This is a genomic window from Paraburkholderia bryophila, from assembly GCF_003269035.1.
Classification (GTDB): domain Bacteria; phylum Pseudomonadota; class Gammaproteobacteria; order Burkholderiales; family Burkholderiaceae; genus Paraburkholderia; species Paraburkholderia bryophila.
The window spans coordinates 184,689-202,840 of sequence record NZ_QLTK01000007.1 but is presented as its reverse complement, the minus strand read 5'-3'; the positions used below and the strand labels follow the sequence as shown (position 1 = coordinate 202,840).

The 18,152-nt window shown below is 63.5% G+C and carries 16 protein-coding genes; 11 read left to right on the top strand and 5 right to left on the bottom strand.

The window, feature by feature from the left end; all coding sequences use genetic code 11:
• The first annotated feature begins 62 nt into the window (after positions 1–62).
• The 3 genes from BX591_RS14475 to BX591_RS14465 are packed head-to-tail and all read left to right on the top strand — an operon-like array spanning position 63 to position 3,430.
• Positions 63–1,391: an MFS transporter gene (locus BX591_RS14475; RefSeq protein ID WP_111932112.1), complete on the top strand. Its 1,329-nt coding sequence runs from the start codon at positions 63–65 to the stop codon at positions 1,389–1,391.
• Positions 1,392–1,442: 51 nt separating this feature from the next.
• Positions 1,443–2,621 (top strand): L-rhamnonate dehydratase, encoded by a 1,179-nt coding sequence (gene rhmD, locus BX591_RS14470; protein ID WP_111932111.1) that lies wholly within the window; start codon positions 1,443–1,445, stop codon positions 2,619–2,621.
• Between the two features lie 26 nt (positions 2,622–2,647).
• Entirely contained in the window at positions 2,648–3,430 is a 783-nt protein-coding gene (locus BX591_RS14465) for an L-rhamnose 1-dehydrogenase Lra1 (RefSeq protein ID WP_111932172.1), read from the top strand.
• Positions 3,431–3,463: 33 nt separating this feature from the next.
• Here the strand turns inward: BX591_RS14465 and BX591_RS14460 are convergent, their stop codons facing one another.
• Positions 3,464–4,465: a LysR family transcriptional regulator gene (locus tag BX591_RS14460; protein ID WP_111932110.1), complete on the bottom strand. Its 1,002-nt coding sequence runs from the start codon at positions 4,463–4,465 to the stop codon at positions 3,464–3,466.
• A 138-nt stretch (positions 4,466–4,603) separates the two neighbouring features.
• Between BX591_RS14460 and rhaM the strand changes: the two genes are divergently transcribed.
• The 6 genes from rhaM (at position 4,604) to rhaS (ending at position 10,650) form a co-directional block, all read left to right on the top strand.
• Positions 4,604–4,933, top strand: a complete 330-nt coding sequence (gene rhaM / locus BX591_RS14455; RefSeq protein WP_111932109.1) for an L-rhamnose mutarotase — start codon at positions 4,604–4,606, stop codon at positions 4,931–4,933.
• Between the two features lie 61 nt (positions 4,934–4,994).
• Positions 4,995–5,900 carry an amidohydrolase family protein gene (locus BX591_RS14450; RefSeq protein WP_111932108.1) on the top strand — a complete coding sequence of 302 codons (906 nt, stop codon included), beginning with the start codon at positions 4,995–4,997 and terminating at the stop codon, positions 5,898–5,900.
• Positions 5,901–5,963: 63 nt separating this feature from the next.
• On the top strand, positions 5,964–7,493 hold the full coding sequence (locus BX591_RS14445; RefSeq protein WP_111932107.1) for a sugar ABC transporter ATP-binding protein: 1,530 nt from the start codon (positions 5,964–5,966) through the stop codon (positions 7,491–7,493).
• The gene (locus BX591_RS14440; protein ID WP_111932106.1) at positions 7,490–8,548 is read left to right on the top strand and encodes an ABC transporter permease; all 1,059 of its coding nucleotides are present in this window, start codon (positions 7,490–7,492) and stop codon (positions 8,546–8,548) included. The genes BX591_RS14445 and BX591_RS14440 overlap by 4 nt, the downstream gene beginning before the upstream one ends.
• Complete coding sequence (locus BX591_RS14435) at positions 8,541–9,557, top strand: ABC transporter permease (protein WP_111932105.1); 1,017 nt, start codon at positions 8,541–8,543, stop codon at positions 9,555–9,557. The genes BX591_RS14440 and BX591_RS14435 overlap by 8 nt, the downstream gene beginning before the upstream one ends.
• Positions 9,558–9,642: 85 nt before the next feature.
• Complete coding sequence (gene rhaS / locus BX591_RS14430) at positions 9,643–10,650, top strand: rhamnose ABC transporter substrate-binding protein (RefSeq protein ID WP_111932104.1); 1,008 nt, start codon at positions 9,643–9,645, stop codon at positions 10,648–10,650.
• Positions 10,651–10,745: 95 nt separating this feature from the next.
• On the opposite strand, the gene BX591_RS14425 is transcribed toward rhaS, so the two are convergent.
• The 4 genes from BX591_RS14425 to BX591_RS14410 form a co-directional block, all read right to left on the bottom strand.
• Positions 10,746–11,828: a porin gene (locus tag BX591_RS14425; protein ID WP_111932171.1), complete on the bottom strand. Its 1,083-nt coding sequence runs from the start codon at positions 11,826–11,828 to the stop codon at positions 10,746–10,748.
• A gap of 76 nt (positions 11,829–11,904) precedes the next feature.
• Entirely contained in the window at positions 11,905–12,972 is a 1,068-nt protein-coding gene (locus BX591_RS14420; protein WP_111932103.1) for an ABC transporter ATP-binding protein, read from the bottom strand.
• On the bottom strand, positions 12,965–14,734 hold the full coding sequence (locus BX591_RS14415) for an ABC transporter permease (RefSeq protein ID WP_111932102.1): 1,770 nt from the start codon (positions 14,732–14,734) through the stop codon (positions 12,965–12,967). The genes BX591_RS14420 and BX591_RS14415 overlap by 8 nt, the downstream gene beginning before the upstream one ends.
• Before the next feature lie 99 nt (positions 14,735–14,833).
• On the bottom strand, positions 14,834–15,922 hold the full coding sequence (locus BX591_RS14410) for an ABC transporter substrate-binding protein (protein WP_111932101.1): 1,089 nt from the start codon (positions 15,920–15,922) through the stop codon (positions 14,834–14,836).
• 115 nt (positions 15,923–16,037) lie between these two features.
• Between BX591_RS14410 and BX591_RS14405 the strand changes: the two genes are divergently transcribed.
• Both BX591_RS14405 and BX591_RS14400 read left to right on the top strand, forming a co-directional pair.
• The gene (locus BX591_RS14405) at positions 16,038–16,733 is read left to right on the top strand and encodes a response regulator (protein ID WP_081936221.1); all 696 of its coding nucleotides are present in this window, start codon (positions 16,038–16,040) and stop codon (positions 16,731–16,733) included.
• The gene (locus tag BX591_RS14400) at positions 16,730–18,148 is read left to right on the top strand and encodes a sensor histidine kinase (protein ID WP_111932100.1); all 1,419 of its coding nucleotides are present in this window, start codon (positions 16,730–16,732) and stop codon (positions 18,146–18,148) included. The genes BX591_RS14405 and BX591_RS14400 overlap by 4 nt, the downstream gene beginning before the upstream one ends.
• Positions 18,149–18,152 lie beyond the last annotated feature (4 nt).

The following is an 18,152-nucleotide window of genomic DNA, read 5'->3' as shown; positions in this document are numbered from 1 at the left end:
GCTGCACCCAAGATAAAAGCGCGTAGCCGCCGCCCGCCGGCGAGCTTCGCGAAGGAGACGACATGGACCCGCAGGCGAACGTTTCGCTGGAGGCGATCAACAGCAAGGTCATGCGCCGGCTGTTGCCGTTTCTCCTGCTGATGTACGTGCTGGCGTTTCTCGACCGCGCCAATATCGGCTTTGCGCAGAAGGCGTTGCAGCACGATACGGGTTTGTCGAACGCGGCGTTCGCGTTTGGGGCGGGCGTGTTCTTCGTCGGCTATGCGCTGTTCGAGGTGCCGAGCAATCTGTTGCTGCATCGTTTCGGCGCGCGGGTCTGGATGTGCCGGATCATGGTCACCTGGGGCCTCGTTTCAGCCTCGATGTGCCTCGCACACACGGCCGCCACGTTCTACGCGCTGCGCTTTCTATTGGGCGTCGCCGAAGCCGGTTTCTTTCCCGGCGTGATCTATTACCTGACGCACTGGTTTCCGCAACGCGCGCGAGCGCGGGCAGTCGGTGTGTTTTATTTCGGTGCGCCGCTGGCGTTTATCTTCGGTAGTCCGTTGTCGGGTTCGCTGCTCGAGTTGCATGGCATGTTGGGTCTGGCCGGCTGGCAATGGCTCTTTCTGGTGGAAGGCGCGTTGGCGTCGGCGGTGGGTGTGTGGGCGTTCTGGTACCTCGACAACCGTCCCGACGACGCCCAATGGCTCGATCCGCAAGAGCGCGCCACTCTGGGCACCGCACTCGAAGACGATGCGCGTGCCGCATCCGCGCATGGACCGCATCGCATTCTCGCCGCGCTGGTGGATCGTCGCGTGTTGTTGCTGTCGGCGATCTATTTGCTGATTCAAATGAGCGTGTATGGCGTGATTTTTTATCTGCCGCAACAGGTGGCCGCCTTGCTCGGGACGACCGTCGGTTTGCGTGTGGGTCTCGTCGCCGCGTTGCCGTGGTTGTGCGCGTTGGCCGTCACCTGGTACGTGCCGCGCCGTGCGGATCGCACGGGAGGGCATCGGCGCTGGGCCGTTGCGCTGCTGGTGCTTGCCGGTCTCGGCATCGCTGCGTCGGGACTCGCGCATAACCCGGCGCTCGGGCTGATCGCCTTGTGTTGCGCGGCGAGCGGTTTCATCGCGGCGCAACCGCTGTTCTGGACCTTCCCCACACGTCACCTGACGGGCGCCGCCGCTGCCGGCGGCATCGCGCTGATCAATTCGCTCGGCGGCCTCGGCGGTTTCTTCGCGCCGAGCTTGCGGACCGCGGCGGAACGCGTGTTTGCGTCGACATCGGCGGGACTGGTGGTGCTGGGCGTGTCCAGTCTGCTCGCCGCATTGCTGATCGGCACGCTGTTGCGCCGCGACGCAAGCGGGGCGAACGATTCTTTCCAAACCTTATTGCATCGCGCCCGCTAGGCGCATTGTCGGCCGCTGCCTTGTCGACGCACTCATAACGGAGCCCCTTTCATGGCCATGCCCACTATCCGGCACGTGCGTGCCTTCACTGTTCGCGGCGGCGGAGCGGACTATCACGATCAACCCGGCGGACACTGGATCGACGATCATATTTCCACGCCGATGGCGCGTTATCCGGAGTACCGGCAGAGCCGCCAGTCGTTCGGCATCAACGTGCTCGGTACGCTGGTGGTGGAGATAGAGGCGAGCGACGGCACTGTCGGTTTCGCGGTGACCACGGGCGGCGAGATCGGCGCGTTTATCGTCGAGAAACATCTCGCGCGTTTTCTCGAAGGGCAACGCGTGACCGACATCGAGAAGATGTGGGATCAGATGTATTTCTCGACGTTGTACTACGGCCGCAAGGGCGTCGTGCTCAATACCATTTCGGGCGTCGATCTCGCACTGTGGGATCTGTTCGCGAAGGTGCGTAGAGAGCCGGTGTACCAGCTACTGGGCGGCCCGGTGCGCGACGAACTCGTGTTCTACGCGACCGGCGCGCGACCGGACCTCGCGAAGGAGATGGGGTTTATCGGCGGCAAGCTGCCGTTGCAACACGGGCCCGCCGAGGGCGAAGCGGGCCTCAAGCTGAACATCGACAAGCTCGCCGAGATGCGCAGCCGGGTCGGCGACGACTTCTGGCTGATGTACGACTGCTGGATGAGCCTCGACGTGCCGTACGCAACGCGGTTTGCGCACGCGGCGCACGAGTACGGCCTGAAGTGGATCGAAGAAGCCCTGCCGCCCGACGACTACTGGGGTTACGCCGAACTGCGCCGCAACGTGCCGCGCGGCATGATGGTATCGACCGGCGAGCATGAGGCGACGCGTTGGGGTTTTCGCATGTTGCTGGAGATGCAATGCTGCGATCTGATTCAACCCGATGTCGGCTGGTGCGGCGGCATGACCGAGCTGATCAAGATTTCCGCGCTGGCCGATGCGCACAATGTGATGGTGGTGCCGCACGGTTCGTCGGTGTACAGCTATCACTTCGTCGTCACGCGGCACAACTCGCCGTTCGCCGAGTTTCTGATGATGGCCCCTAAAGCCGACGAGGTCGTGCCGATGTTCACGCCGCTGTTGCTCGATGAACCGGTGCCGGTGAATGGCCGCATGAAAGTACCGGACACGCCGGGCTTCGGCGTGAGACTGAATCCGGAATGCGCGCTGGTGCGGCCGTATCCGCGCTGAACGTTGAAATCGAAAAGGAGAAAGACGTGCTGCTCAAGGACAAGGTCGTGATCGTCACTGGCGGTTCCCGGGGCATCGGCCGCGCGATAGCGGTTGCGTGCGCAACCGAAGGCGCGGACGTGGCGATCAACTACTGGGGCGATAACGACGCATCGTACGGACGCCGTTCGGCGGTCGCGGAAGTGGTCGGGGAAATCGAGGCGCTGGGGCGGCGCGTGATCGCGATCGAGGGCAACGTCGCCGCGCGCGAAACCGGCCAGGAGTTGGTGCGTCATACGGTCGAAGCCTTCGGCAAGGTCGACGTGCTCGCCAGCAACGCCGGCATCTGTCCGTTTCACGCGTTTCTCGACATGCCGCCGGAGATTCTGGAGTCGACAGTCGCGGTCAATCTGAATGGCGCGTTCTACGTCACGCAAGCTGCCGCGCAACAGATGAAGGCGCAGGGCACGGGTGGGGCGATCGTCGCAACCAGCTCGATCAGCGCGCTGGTGGGCGGCGGCATGCAGACGCATTACACGCCGACCAAAGCCGGCGTGCATTCGCTGATGCAATCCTGCGCGGTCGCGCTGGGCCCGTACGGCATTCGCTGCAATTCGGTGATGCCCGGCACCATTGCCACCGACCTGAACGCCGAAGATCTCGCCGACGAAGCGAAGAAAGCCTACTTCGAAAAGCGCATTCCGCTATGCCGCCTGGGCCGCCCGGAAGACGTGGCCGATTGCGTGGTGTTCCTCGCTTCCGACCGCGCGCGCTACGTGACCGGCGCCGCGCTGCTGGTGGACGGCGGCCTGTTCGTCAACCTGCAGTAACGCGCGATGCCGCTGCCGCTGCCGACACCACCTTCAATTCACCGGAACCGAAGCGCTCGCGGAGGGCGCCACGGATGCGCTTTCCAGATCGTCACGCGCCAGTTGCCGCGAGAAACCTCGCAGCAGATCGATGAAACGCAGTGCCGGTTCGGCGAGCGGTTCTTCCTTGCGCGTGAGAATACCGAAGCCCGCGAGACTCTTGCCGATTTCGAGCGGCAACGCGACCAGCAGTTGGCCGCGCAAATGATCGCGCACCACCGACTCGGGCAACATGGCCACCGCGTCGTAATTCTCGAGCAATTGCAGCGTCGCGAAGATCGACGCGCATTCGGTCAGGTTGACCGGCGTGGCCAGTCCCGCCCGCGCGAGTTCTTCCTCGAACAGCACGCGCGCCGGGCTGGTGACCGGTTGTGCAACCCACGGCCAGTCGATCAGCTCGGCCAGCGTGATGCGCGAGCGCGCGGCCAGCGGATGCACCGCGCGCACCACCAGCAGCAAGGTTTCGCGCGCCAGCGGCTCGAAACTGAAATCGTTGTGCTGGAGAGGATTGGTCAGCCGGCCGAGCGCCAGATCGACTTCGCGGCGATGCAGCAATTGCACGACCTGGTCGCTGGTTTCGCCGAGAATCCGCACGTTCAGCAGCGGGCTCTCGGTTTTCAGCGCGGCGACCGACATGGCGAGCAGATCGGGCGCCGCACCCATGATCGCGCCGACCGTCAACTGGCCATGTCCGCCACGCCGTTTGACGTCGAGGTCTTCGGCGAAGCGGGTCAATTCGGCCAGCGCGCGCCGCGCGTAAGCGAGCGTCACGACACCGAGCGGCGTGGGCGTCATGCCGCGCGCGTTGCGCTCGAACAGCAGAAAGCCGAACGCTTCTTCGATATCGCCGAGCATGCGGCTCGCGCTTGGCTGCGCGACGTTGATGGCCTCGGCGGCTTGATGGAGGTTGCGGGCGTCGTCGAGCGCGACGAGCAGCGCGAGATGTTTGAACTTGAGCCGATTGACGAGTGCGACGGCAGCGGAGTGTTGGCTCATGGCTCTGTGCGATTCGGTTTGTGGATCGCCCAATCCCAACAACGGATTGAGATGCTATCGACGCAGGAATTATAGTCGTATCAGACGCGAGACCGCATCGCCGGAAAAGCGCCCGAATACGACGGGAGACAAGCCGCAATGGAGACAATCGCTTTCCGGATGGTGCTCAACCCCGGCATGCGCGAGGAATACGAACGACGTCATGCGCAAATCTGGCCCGAACTGGTTGACGCGTTGCACAACGCCGGCGTGCGCGAGTACCGCATTTTCTTCGACGCGGACACGCACCATCTGTTCGCCATCCTGACGCGCACCACGCATCACACCATGGAAGAACTGCCGCGACTCGACGTAATGCGCAAATGGTGGGATTACATGGCCGACATCATGCAGACCGCGCCTGATCACACGCCGTTTCAGCAGCCGCTCGAACCGGTCTTTCATCTGAATTCGCTGAGCCTGAGGTGAGCCGATGAACGCGCCCGGTTCGGCAGGCTCGCCACGATCAACACCGCACGGAGAAACGCGCATGCAGGTGGTCGATTCACATATCCATTTGTGGGATCTGAAAACGCATCGCTATCCGTGGCTGGAGAACCCGGGCGTGTCGTTCGTCGGCGACGCGCGCGAGCTGAAACACGATTACCTGCTCGACGATCTATTAGGCGAGGCGGGCGACATCGAGGTGCTGAAACTGGTGCACGTCGAGGCGAATCACGATCCCGCCGATCCGGTGGAAGAGACGCGCTGGTTGCAGTCCATGGCGGACGGCACTGAAAATCGTGGCGAAACCCGCGGCATGCCGAACGCGATCGTCGCGGCGGTGGATCTGTCCGCGCCGAACGCACCGGCGCTGCTCGACGCGCACGCGGCCTTCGCCAATACGCGCGGCATTCGCCAGATTCTGAACGTGCACGACAACAAGCTGTTCGATTACACCGGCCGTCATTACATGCGCGAACCGCTGTGGCGCGAACATTTTGCGTTGCTGCGCCGGCACGATCTGTCGTTCGATCTGCAACTGTATCCGTCGCAGATGGCAGACGCGGCAACGCTGGCACGCGCTCACGACGACACGCTGTTTATCGTCAACCATGCGGGCATGTTCGTGGACCGCGACAGCGTGGCCGGTTATCGCGCGTGGCGCGACGGCATGCGCCTGCTCGCCGGTTGCAGGAATATCGTCGTAAAGATCAGCGGACTCGCCATGTTCGATCACCAGTGGACCGTGGAAAGCCTGCGGCCCTGCGTGCTCGAAACCATCGACACCTTCGGCGTGGAGCGCGCCATGTTCGCATCGAACTTTCCGGTCGACCGGCTGTTCGGTTCTTACACAGATCTATGGCATGCGTATGCGTCGATTGTCGGCGGCGCGAGTGTCGCGGAAAAAGAGGCGCTGTTTCGCCGCAATGCAGAACGTTGCTACCGCATTTAGCGCATTTAACGCATTCGATGCATCCGGTGCGGTCGGCCACGAGAAACAGGAAGGAGACATGTAGTGCAGCAATCCACATCCGCCGTGCCGAGGCTTGAATTGCGGCATGCAAGCAAATCGTTCGGCCGGGTTCGCGCACTCTCGGAAGGCGATCTCTCGCTGTGGCCGGGCGAGGTGCATGCGTTGCTCGGCGAAAACGGCGCGGGCAAATCGACCGTCGTGAAAATTCTCGCCGGTGTGCATCAGCCCGATACCGGCGAACTGCTGGTGGACGGCGTGGCGCGCCGCTTCGCGACGCCCGCCGAAGCACGCGACGCCGGACTCGCGGTGATCTATCAGGAACCGACGCTGTTCTTCGATCTGTCGATCGCGGAGAACATCTTCATGGGGCGGCAGCCGGTGGACCGCATCGGCCGCATTCAGTACGACGCGATGCGCCGCGAAGTGGACGGCCTGCTTGCGGCGCTCGGTGTCGATCTGCGCGCCGATCAACTGGTGCGCGGCTTGTCGATCGCGGACCAGCAGGTGATTGAAATCGCCAAGGCCTTGTCGCTGAACGCGAACGTGCTGATCATGGACGAACCCACGGCGGCCTTGTCGCTGCCCGAAGTGGAACGGCTCTTCGCGATCGTGCGCAAGCTGCGCGAGCGCGACGTGGCGATTCTGTTCATCACGCACCGGCTCGACGAGGTGTTCGCGCTGACGCAGCGCGTCACGATCATGCGCGACGGCGCGAAAGTGTTCGACGGGTTGACCGCCGATCTCAGCACCGGGTCGATCGTCGCGAAGATGGTCGGCCGCGATCTGGAGACGTTCTATCCAAAAGCCGAACGACCACTCGGCGACGTGCGGCTGTCGGTGCGAAAGCTCACGCGCGTGGGCGTATTCAAGGACATTTCGTTCGACGTGCGCGCCGGCGAGATCGTCGCGCTGGCCGGACTCGTGGGCGCGGGGCGCAGCGAAGTGGCACGGGCCATCTTCGGTATCGACCCGCTCGACTCGGGGGAGGTCTGGATTGCCGGCGAGCGCTTGACGGCGGGACGGCCGGCGGCGGCTGTACGTGCCGGTCTCGCGCTGGTGCCGGAAGATCGCCGGCAACAGGGCCTTGCGCTGGAGTTGAGCATCGCGCGCAATGCGTCGATGACGGTGCTCGGGCGGCTCGTCAAACACGGCCTGATTTCGAGCCGCAGCGAGACGCAGCTTGCCAATCAGTGGGGCACGCGGCTACGCCTCAAAGCGGGCGATCCGAACGCACCGGTCGGCACGCTGTCGGGCGGCAATCAGCAGAAGGTCGTACTCGGTAAATGGCTCGCCACCGGTCCGAAAGTGCTGATCATCGACGAACCCACGCGCGGCATCGACGTCGGCGCTAAAGCCGAGGTTTACGGCGCGTTGGCCGAGCTGGTGCGCGACGGCATGGCCGTGCTGATGATTTCGAGCGAGTTGCCGGAAGTACTCGGCATGGCCGACCGCGTGCTGGTGATGCACGAAGGGCGGATCAGCGCGGATATAGCGCGCGCCGAAGCCGACGAGGAACGTATCATGGCGGCGGCACTCGGCCAACCGGTTCCACCGTTGGGGAACGCAGCATGATGCGCCATTCTTCCACTCATCCGGCGCCGGTTCAGCCGCCGCTATCGAAGCGCAACGCGGGCACGCCTGGCGGTTTGGTGGCGGGTATCGCGAAGAGCCGGGAAACCACGCTGTTCGTCGTGCTGATTCTGTTGATCGTGGGCACGGGACTCGCCAAACCGCAGTTCCTGAATCTGCAGAATCTGCGTGACGTGCTGCTGAATGTGTCGATTATCAGTTTGCTGACCGCCGGTATGACGGTGGTGATCCTGATGCGGCATATCGATCTCTCGGTGGGCTCGACGGTCGGCATCAGCGCATATGCGGTCGGCAGTCTGTATGTTGCGTTTCCGCATATGCCGGTGCTGATCGCGTTGGCCGCGGGGCTCGTTATCGGCCTCGTGGCGGGTAGCATCAATGCGCTGCTGGTCGCGGTAGGGCGCGTGCCGTCGCTGGTGGCGACGCTCTCCACGCTGTACATCTTTCGCGGTGCGGATTACGCGTGGGTACACGGCGGGCAGATCAACGCGACCAGTTTGCCCGACGCGTATTCGCGGCTCGCGACTGGCACGCTGCTCGGGATTCCCACGCTTGCGCTGATCGCCTTCGTCGTGCTGCTCGGCCTCGCGGTTTATCTGAAACAGTTTCGCGGCGGCCGCGAGCATTACGCGATCGGTTCGAATCCCGAGGCGGCGCGACTCGCCGGCGTGAACGTCGAGCGTCGCGTCATGGCGGGTTTTCTGCTCTCCGGCGCGATTGCCGGTTTCGCCGGCGCGTTGTGGCTGGCGCGTTTCGGCACCGTCGACGCGAGCACTGCGAAGGGCATTGAATTACAGGTTGTCGCCGCCGCCGTGGTGGGCAGTGTCGCGATTACGGGGGGCGTCGGCACGATTCTCGGCGCCACGCTCGGCGCGCTGGTGCTCGGCGTGATCAGCATCGCGCTGGTCGTGCTGCACGTGTCGCCGTTCTGGGAACAGGCAATTCAGGGCGCGCTGATCGTCACGGCCATCGCCGCGGATACCTTGCTGGCCCGCTCCGTCGCCAAACGCATGATGAGGAAACGCGATCATGGCTAAACCCGATTCCGCGCTGCTCACGCGCAAGCGCGAAACGCCGTTGCAGTGGGAAGTATTGCTGGTGATCGTGCTGATTCTGTCGCTCGTACTTGGCCGGGTGCTGTCGCCCGTATTCCTGAGCGGCGCGAACCTGAGCAACGTACTCGCCGATCTGACCGAAATCGCGCTGATCGCGCTGCCGATGACACTGATCATCGTCGCCGCCGAAATCGATCTGTCGGTGGCTTCCGTGCTCGGCGCCTCCAGCGCGTTGATGGGCGTGCTGTGGCATATGGGCTTGCCGATGCCCGTCGTGATCGTGCTCGTGGTGATTGCCGGCGCGCTGGCCGGTTTGTTGAACGGCCTCGTGATCGTCAAGCTCAATCTGCCTTCGCTCGCGGTCACGATCGGTACGCTGGCGCTGTTTCGCGGGCTCGCCTATGTGCTGCTCGGCGATCAGGCCGTGGCGGATTTTCCGGCGGGCTATACGGCGTTCGGCATGGACACGCTCGGCGCGAGTTTCATTCCATTGCCGTTCGTGATCGTGATCGTCGGGGCGGTGTTGTTCACCGTGTTGCTGCAATCCACCGCGTTCGGCCGCAGTCTGTACGCGATCGGCGCGAATCCGACTGCCGCTGCGTTCTCCGGCATCGAAGTGGCGAAGCTCAGGCTGCGTTTGTTCGTGTTGTCCGGCGCGATGAGCGCGCTGGCGGGCGTGGTCTACACGCTGCGCTTCACCAGCGCGCGCGGCGACAACGGCGAAGGCTTCGAGTTGTCGGTGATCGCGGCGGTGCTGTTCGGCGGCGTGAGCATTTTCGGCGGACGCGGCTCGATGATCGGCGTGCTGCTGTCGTTGCTGATTATCGGCGTGCTGAAAAACGCGCTGACACTCGACGACGTCTCCAGCGAAACGCTGACCGTGGTGACCGGCGTGCTGCTGCTGGCCTCCGTGCTGATCCCGAATCTGGTGGCCCGCTGGCGCGCGGCGCGCGACCGGCGTTTCATCGCGAAGTCCGCTTCATCCCTATGACGTTTTAATCCCGGTACACGAAGAGAAAGTCCAACGACCGATAACCCGGACATCGTCACGTCCAACAACAAGCAGGAGACACTTCATGTTCAAACCTCTACGTCACACCGGCGCGGCCGCGCTTTGCGTCGCGTTGCTCGCGATCAGTTGCGCCGCGTCCGCCGCGGATCTGAAAAGCGGCCTGAAGATCGCCTTCGTGCCGAAGCAGATCAATAACCCCTACGAGGTGACCGCCGACAACGGTGGCCTCGCCGCGATCAAGGAGTTCGGCGGCGTGGGGAAGGTGGTGGGGCCGTCGGATGCGGGCGCTTCGTCGCAGGTGCAATACATCAACACGTTGATCACGCAACGACAGAACGCGATCGTGATCGCCGCCAACGACGCGAATGCCGTGGTGCCGTATCTGAAAAAAGCCATGTCGCAAGGCATCAAGGTCGTGACCTTCGACTCGGACACGGCGCCCGAGGGCCGCCAGTTGTTCGTCAACCAGGCGAATGCCGAAGGGATCGGGCGCAGTCAGGTCCAGCTCGTTTCGAAACTGATGGGCGGCGAGGGCGAGTTCGCGGTGCTGTCGGCCACGCCGAACGCGACCAATCAGAACACGTGGATCAAGTGGATGCAGGAGGAGTTGAAGAAGCCCGAGTACTCGAAAATCAAACTGGTGAAAATCGCCTACGGCAACGACGACGATCAGAAGTCGTTCACCGAGACGCAGGGCTTGTTGCAGGCGTATCCGAATCTGAAGGCGATTGTCGCGCCGACCACGGTCGGTATCGCGGCGGCGGCGCGGTATATCTCGTCGTCGTCGAGCAAGGGCCGGGTCGCGGTGACGGGATTGGGCACGCCGAACCAGATGCGTGCGTTCGTGAAGAACGGCACGGTGAAGGCGTTCCAGTTGTGGGACCCGAACCAGTTGGGCTACCTGGCCGCTTATGCCGCGGCGGCGTTGTCGTCGGGCACGATCACGGGTAAGGAAGGCGAGTCGTTCGACGCCGGCAAGCTCGGCAAGCGCACCATCGGACCGCAAGGCGAAATCATTCTCGGACCGCCGACCACGTTCGATTCGAGCAATATCGACAACTTCAATTTCTGAGCGGCGAAGCTTTTAGCCATAAAACGAGGCGTGCCGGGCGATAAACGTCCCGGCACGCCTTGTATGCCTTGGCGGCGACCGACCCGACCGCCGGTTTAGAACCGGTGCTGGATCCCCGCCGTCACGCCTGTTTGCGTATCCGCCGCGCCGGTCAGATCGCGCGACAGACTCACCGCGTTGTCGTGCTTCGCCATGGCGTAACCGCCCGCCAGATACAGTACCGTGCGCTTCGACAGCGCATACTGCGCGCGCAGCGAGAACAAGGTCGGATCGGCGTCGCTCGCATCCTTGATATCCTGGTGGTAGATCGCGGCGAACACCGAGACGAACGGCGTCACGTCGTATTGCCCGCCGACCCAATACATATCGCTGCGCTGCGTCGGCGCAGCAGTATGGAAGGTGCGCCGGTAATTCCGGTAGCCCGCCATGGCCTTCACCGCGCCGAAGTCGTAGCTCAAACCGGCATGGATGCCCTGGATGCAGTTCGTGCCGTCGATCGGCGTAACGCTGTCGTACGCGCCGTTCTGCCGGTCGAAGGTCACGACCGCCGCGAACGGGCCGCTTTCGTAGCCGAGACCGAAGTCGTACTTCGAACTCGATTTCAGGCTGCCCGGTACATTGCCGAAGCCGTACATCGCGCCGATCTTGACGCCCGAGAACATGCCGTCGTAACGCACCGCGTTGGACGAACGCGAAAACAGACCGTCCTTCCGGCCGCCGGTCGCGGTGGATGAACTCGCCCACGAGTAGTTCGGCGCATAACCCATCGGGTCGAACTGCAGCATGTAGTCGTACGTGGTCGTGAAATTGCGGCCCAACGTGATCTGCCCGAAGCGGTTCTTCAGGCCGATCGTCGCGCGACGGTCGAAAATCGCGCCGGTACTATCGTCGAACTGGCCGTTCGCGATGTTGATGCCGCTTTCCAGCTGGAAGATCGCCTTCAGCCCACCGCCCAGATCCTCGACGCCGCGCAAGCCCCAGCGCGAGGTGTTCTTGCCGCCCGACACGAGACGCGTCGCGCTGCCGGCGGCACTCGCATGGTTCACGTATTCGATACCCGCATCGACGATGCCGTACAACGTCACGCTCGATTGCGCTTGCGCGCTGCTCGCGAACCCCGCCAATCCAGTCAATCCTGCAAGACCGGCGCAGGTCGCGCCGAGGGTTGCCTTCTTCATGCTCCACTTCATCTACTGTCTCCGGTGGTTGGTTTTTTTGCTGCGGCTGCTGCTTTTCTCGAACGACGGGTGGACGTCAACTCGCCTGGGCGAACGCCCAGCAATCGTTGGCGGGAAATTCGATCCAGTGGCGGCCCGCCGTGCGCGGCACCGAGCCGAACGCGCGCAGACGCAGCTCGCCGCAATGGAACAGGTACTCCCAGCGGTCGCCGAGATACATCGACGTGATCAGATCGGCTTCGAGGCGATTCGCACCGGGACCGTCGGCCACCTGCACGCGCTCCAGGCGAATCACGGCCTGGGCGTTCTGTCCCGGGGTGAGCGCTTCGCGTGCTTGCGCCTGCAATTGCCAGCCGTCGCCGGCGAGCGTCACGCGCTCGCCGTCCACGGCGGCCACGCGCGCATCGATGCGGTTGTTGCTGCCCATGAACTCCGCCGTGTAGAGCGAGCGGGGCGCGCCATACAGTTCCGCAGGCGTGCCTTCCTGCTCGATACGGCCGTTGCGTAGCAGAAGAATGCGGTCGGACATGGCCATCGCTTCGGTCTGGTCGTGCGTCACGCACAGGGCGGACAGCCCCAGCGACACGATCAGTTCGCGCAGCCACGCGCGCGCTTCTTCACGCAGCTTGGCGTCGAGATTCGACAGGGGTTCGTCGAGCAGAATCACCGGCGGGTTGTAGACCAGGGCGCGCGCGATCGCCACACGCTGCTGCTGACCGCCCGACAGTTGATACGGATAACGCGCCGCGAGATGACCGAGGCCGAGTTGATCGAGCGCGGCCTGCACGCGCTTTTTCTGCTCCGCGCCGGACACGCGCCGCAGCTTCAATCCATAGCCGACGTTATCCGCCACCGTGCGATGCGGCCACAGCGCGTAAGACTGGAACACGAGTCCGAGCGAGCGCTGTTCGACCGGTAGATCGACGTGCTTTGCACCGTCGAAAAACGTTTTACCGTCCAGTTCGATACGTCCCGACGACGGCTGTTCAAGACCGGCCACCGCGCGCAACAACGTGGTCTTGCCGCTGCCCGATGCACCCAGCAGGCAGACCACCTCACCGGGATTCAGATCGAACGACACGCCCTTCAGAATCGGGTTGTCGCCATAGCTCAGAAAGAGGTTGTCGACCGAGAGCTTATCCATGCAATTTCACTCCGAAGCGCAGCGCGACGCCGAGTCCGACGCCGACCATCGCGATGTTGATGACAGAAAGCGCGGCGACCTGATCGACCGCGCCGGTTGCCCACAGCGACACGAGTAGCGCGCCGATCACTTCGGTGCCGGGCGAGAGCAGGTAGACGGCAGTCGAGTATTCGCGCTCGAAAATCATGAAAATGAGCAGCCACGCCGCCAGCAGACCGAAGCGCACGAGCGGCAGCGTTACGTCGAGACTGACGCGCGCACGGGTGGCGCCCACGCTGCGTCCTGCCTCCTCGAGTTCGGGACCGACCTGCAGCAGCGCGCTTTGAATCAGACGCATGCCGTACGCGAGCCACACGACCGTGTAGGCGATCCAGATGCTCCACATCGAGTTTTTCAGTTCCTTCAGGCCGGGCACGAACAGAAAGATCCACAGGAACGCCAGACCGGCGAGCAAGCCCGGCACCGCGCGCGGCAGCAGCACGAGGTAATCGAGCAGACGGGTCGCCCAATCGTTACGTCGATGCCCAGCGAACGCGACCAGCGCATAGAAGCCCACCGCCAGCGCGCCGCCGAGCACGCCGATGCCGAGCGTGTTGAGAATCGCGCGGACCAGGTTGTCCTGTTCGAACAGGTCGGTGAAGTTGGCGAGCGTCAGCACGTCGGCGAGATGCACGCCTTCACCCCAGTTGGTGACGAACGCGCGCAACGTGATGCCGGAGAGCGGCACGAACACGGTCAGCATCAGCCACAGCGCGACGATCGCCAATGCGACCCAGCGCCACGCGCCGAGCGGCAAGACGGTCTGACGTCCCGCCTTACCCTTGACGGTGACGAAGCGATTCGCGCTTTTCAGCAGGCGTCGTTGCAGCAGCACCAGCGGGAACGTGATCGCGACGATGCACACCGCGACCGCGGCCATCAGGTGGTACGACGGCACGCCGAGCTTGTTGGTGAGCTTGTAAAGATAGGTGGCGAGCACGAGGTGCCCTTCGGGGTCGCCCAGTACGAGCGGCAAACCGAACACTTCGAAGCCGAGGAAAAACACCAGTACGCCCGCGAACAGCAGCGCGGGCAACGTCATCGGCAGGCTCACGTCGAGCGCGACGCGAAACGGCCGTGCGCCGGCGACGCGCGCGGCTTCCTCGACGTCCGAGCCGAGATTGCGCAGCGCCGCCGACGAATACAGGTACACGTGCGGCACATGCGTCAAGCCGACGATCACTGTGATCGCGAGAATCGAGTAGACGGACCACGGCGCTTCGGCGCTGCCGAACAGTTCCTTCCACCACACCGAATAGAAACCGACCGGGCCGGCCGCGACCACGTAGCCGAAGGCGAGCACCATCGGCGAGACGAACACGGGGGTCAGCAGCAGCGGTTCGAGCCAGCGGCGGCCGGGCAGATCGGTGCGCACCATCAGGAAAGCGAGCACGCCGCCGAGCGGAATCGAAATGAACAGCATGCCGGCGGCGATCGCGAACGAGTTTTTCAGCGCGGACCAGAAGTCGGGGTCGCTGAAAATGAATTCGAAGCCGGCGAGGCCGAGCGTGCGTTTGGCGTCGAAGAACGGTGCGTTGAGCACGCTCTGAAACAGAATGAAGCCGAGCGGCAGCGCTACCGCGACGCTCAGCACCGCGACGACGAGCCAGCGCAGCAGTCCCGCGAACGGCTGCAGACCGCCGCGCGGCAGCGCGCCGATGGAGCCGCCGTCGGCCGCGAGCGACGGCGCGTCGCGGTGTCCGGTTGCGCTTGTGGAAAGCATGAGTGTCCCCCTGCGGCAGACAAGCCGCATATCGACAGGTAGTGAAGGAAGGGCGGCCGCGCGTGTCTGCGCGGCGGCCGTGGCGTTAAACGCGCGTGCTTAACGCTTGATGGACTGTTGCCATTGCTTGAGGAATTCGAGGCGCTTGGACTGGTCGAGGTAGACCAGCAGGCCCGCGCCGATCGGGATCGGCTTGAGCGAATCGCCGAGCTGCTTCGTCAGGCCGGCCATCGACGTTTCGCCGTCCACGTCGGCGCGAATCGAGAACAGGCTGGCCTGATTCGCCAGCAGCGTCTGGCCGCGTTGCGACAGCAGATAATCGACCCACAGCTTCGCGGCGTTCGGGCTTTGCGCCTTTTTCGAAATCGTCACAAGGCGGCTCACCACCAGCGTGTAGTCCTTCGGGTAGACATAGCCGATCGACGGGTCCTTCTTCGCCTTGGTCAGCGCGTACGACCCGAGAATGTTGTAGCCGATCAGGTTTTCACCCGACGAGATGCGCTCCATCATCGCGCCGGTGCTCGACTGCAATTTCGGACCGGTGGCGCCTATCGCCTTCACCAGATCCCACGTGACCTGCGGGTTCACGCGCGCGTCTTGCGTCAGATAGTTGAAGCCCACACCCGACTTTTCGATGTCGTAAGTCGTGACCTTGCCTTTGAACTGATCGGCTTTGGCCTGCAGCAGTTTGATCAGATCGGCGCGCGTTTGCGGGACGTCGCCGGCCGGCACGAGACGCTTGTTGTAGACGATCGCCAGTGGCTCGTACGTGGTGCCGTACGCCTGCTTCTGGTATTGCGCCCATTGCGGCAAGTGCTTCGCTTCGGGCGATTCGTACGAGGCCATCAACCCGTCGTTGACGAGCTTGACCTGCAGGTCCATGGCCGAGCTCCACAGCACGTCGGCGCTGGTGCTGCTGGCCGCGTTTTCGCTGATATAGCGGTTGTAGAGCTCGGTGCTGTTCATGTCGTTGTATTCGACCTTGATGCCGTACAGGCTTTCAAAGTCCTTGATAAGCGAGCGCACCAAAGCAGTATCCGTGACCGAGTAGACGATCAGTTTGCCTTCCTTCTTCGCGCCGTCTACCGTGCTCTGATAGTCGCCCGGATAACCGGCCGGAATGGCCGACCAGGTTGGGTTTGCGGCGAATGCGACAGCAATGGCGAGAGCCTTCAAAGCGTTGTGCACGTCTTCCTCCAGAAAACTTCGTGTTGATTTTGTGTAGGCGAATGGTAAGAGAAGATCGCTTTCTGAAAGCTTTCATTTTTCGAAGGAAATGCGTCACAATGGTCGAATTCGCCTCATGGATTTCCCTGGGATTCTGGTTATGCGTGTGCTGCTCGTCGAAGACAATCCGATCCTTTCCCGTTCGCTAACCGACGCGCTGACCGGCGCGAAACTCACCGTCGACTGCATGCATGACGGCGAATCCGCCGACCACGTCTTGCGCACGCAAGACTACGCGCTGGTGATTCTCGACATCGGCCTGCCCAAGCTGGACGGTCTCGAAGTGCTGCGGCGTCTGCGCGCGCGGCGCAACGCCGTGCCGGTATTGATGCTGACAGCGCATGGCTCGGTGGAGGAGCGCGTGCGCGGTCTCGACCTCGGCGCGGACGACTATCTGGCCAAACCGTTCGCGCTGACCGAACTCGAAGCGCGGGCTCGCGCGCTATTGCGCCGCAGTCATGGGCAGGAGCCGCAGCGTGCGCAGTGCGGCACGCTGCAGTACGACAGCGTGGACCGCGGCTTCACGCTCGGCGGCGAGCCGCTGGCGCTGACCCCGCGCGAGCGTTCGGTGCTGGAAGTGCTGATTCTGCGCAACGGTCGCGCGATCAATAAAGACACACTGTCCGAGAAAATTTTCGGGCTCGACGAATCCGTGAATGCGGATGCGATCGAGATTTACGTCCACCGTCTGCGCAAGAAACTCGAACACAGTTCGGTCGGCATCGTGACGCTGCGTGGACTCGGCTATCTGCTGGAAGCACGGGGCGCATGAAGCAGCCGAATCTGCGCGTGCGGGTCGCGCTCTGGTTGCTGTTGCCGCTGCTTTTACTCCTCGCCTTCGACGCGTGGCTCACCTATCAACGCGCCATGAATGCGGCCCACGACGCGTTCGACCGCACGCTCGAATTCTCGTTGCGCTCGATCCGCGACGGCATCCGTTTGCGCGACGGCGAAATCGAAGTGGACCTGCCGTATCTCGCGCTGGAAATGTTCGAATCGAACGGCGGCGGCAACATCTACTACCAGATTCGCGAGGAGGGTGGCCGCGTGGTGACGGGTTATCCCGATCTGCCGAATCCTCGCAAACTGCCGGCCGAACCCTACAGCGTGCAGTTCTACGACGACGAGTTTCGCGGCCGGCCGCTGCGCATCGCCATGCTCCGGTTGCCGGTGCACGACGTGCCGAGCGCGCAGACGCGGGTCGTGCTGGTGCGGGTCGGCGAAACGATCGAACCGCGCCAGGCGTTGGCGCGTGAGATTCTGACCGGTTCGTTGCAGCAGGAAGGCTTGCTGGTGGTGCTGGCGCTGGGCATTGTGTGGCTGGGTGTCGCGCGCGGCTTGCGGCCGCTGAATCGTCTGTCGGCGAAAGTCGCCGCGCGTGCCGAAGACGATCCGGTGCCGCTCGATACGGTCGGCTTGCCGAGCGAGGTGACGCCGCTGGTCGATTCGATCAATCAGTACATTGGCCGCACGCAGTTGATGCAGTCGTCGCGCCGGCGGTTTTTCAACGACGCCGCGCATCAGTTGAAAACGCCGTTGGCCGTGATCCAGGCGGAATCCGAACTGGCCTTGCGCGATCTCGACGGCGTCGAGGAAAACGCCGGCGGCAACCGTCGGCAAGGCGTGCATTTGCGGCGGCTGAACGGCGCGGTGCAGCAGGCGGGGCGAATCGTGCAGCAGTTGCTGTCGCTCTCGCGGCTCGACGCGGACAGCGGCTATACCGTCAAGCATGCCGCGGTGCCGCTGCATCAAGTCGCGCGTAGTGTGACGCTCGACTGGTCGCCGGTGGCACGCTCGCGCGGCATCGATCTGGGTTTCGAACAGGAGGTGCGGATCGACGTGACGGGGCAGGTCGATCTGCTCGCGGAGCTGGTCGGCAATCTGATCGACAACGCGATCCGCTATTCTGGCGATGGCGCGGTAATCACGGTGCGGGTCGCGACCGAACGCGGGCAGCCGCTGTTGCAGGTGATCGATAACGGGCCGGGTATTGCAGCCGGCGAACGCGAAGCGGTGTTCGAGCGCTTCTATCGCAGCGAAGCGACGCAGGCGGTGGAGGGTAGCGGACTGGGTTTGTCGATCGTGCGGGAAATCGCGCGCGTGCATGGCGCGTTGATTGCGTTGACCGATGCACACGGTGGCGGGCTGGTGGTGAGTGTGCTGTTTCCGCCGTGTGAGGGTGAATGAGGTT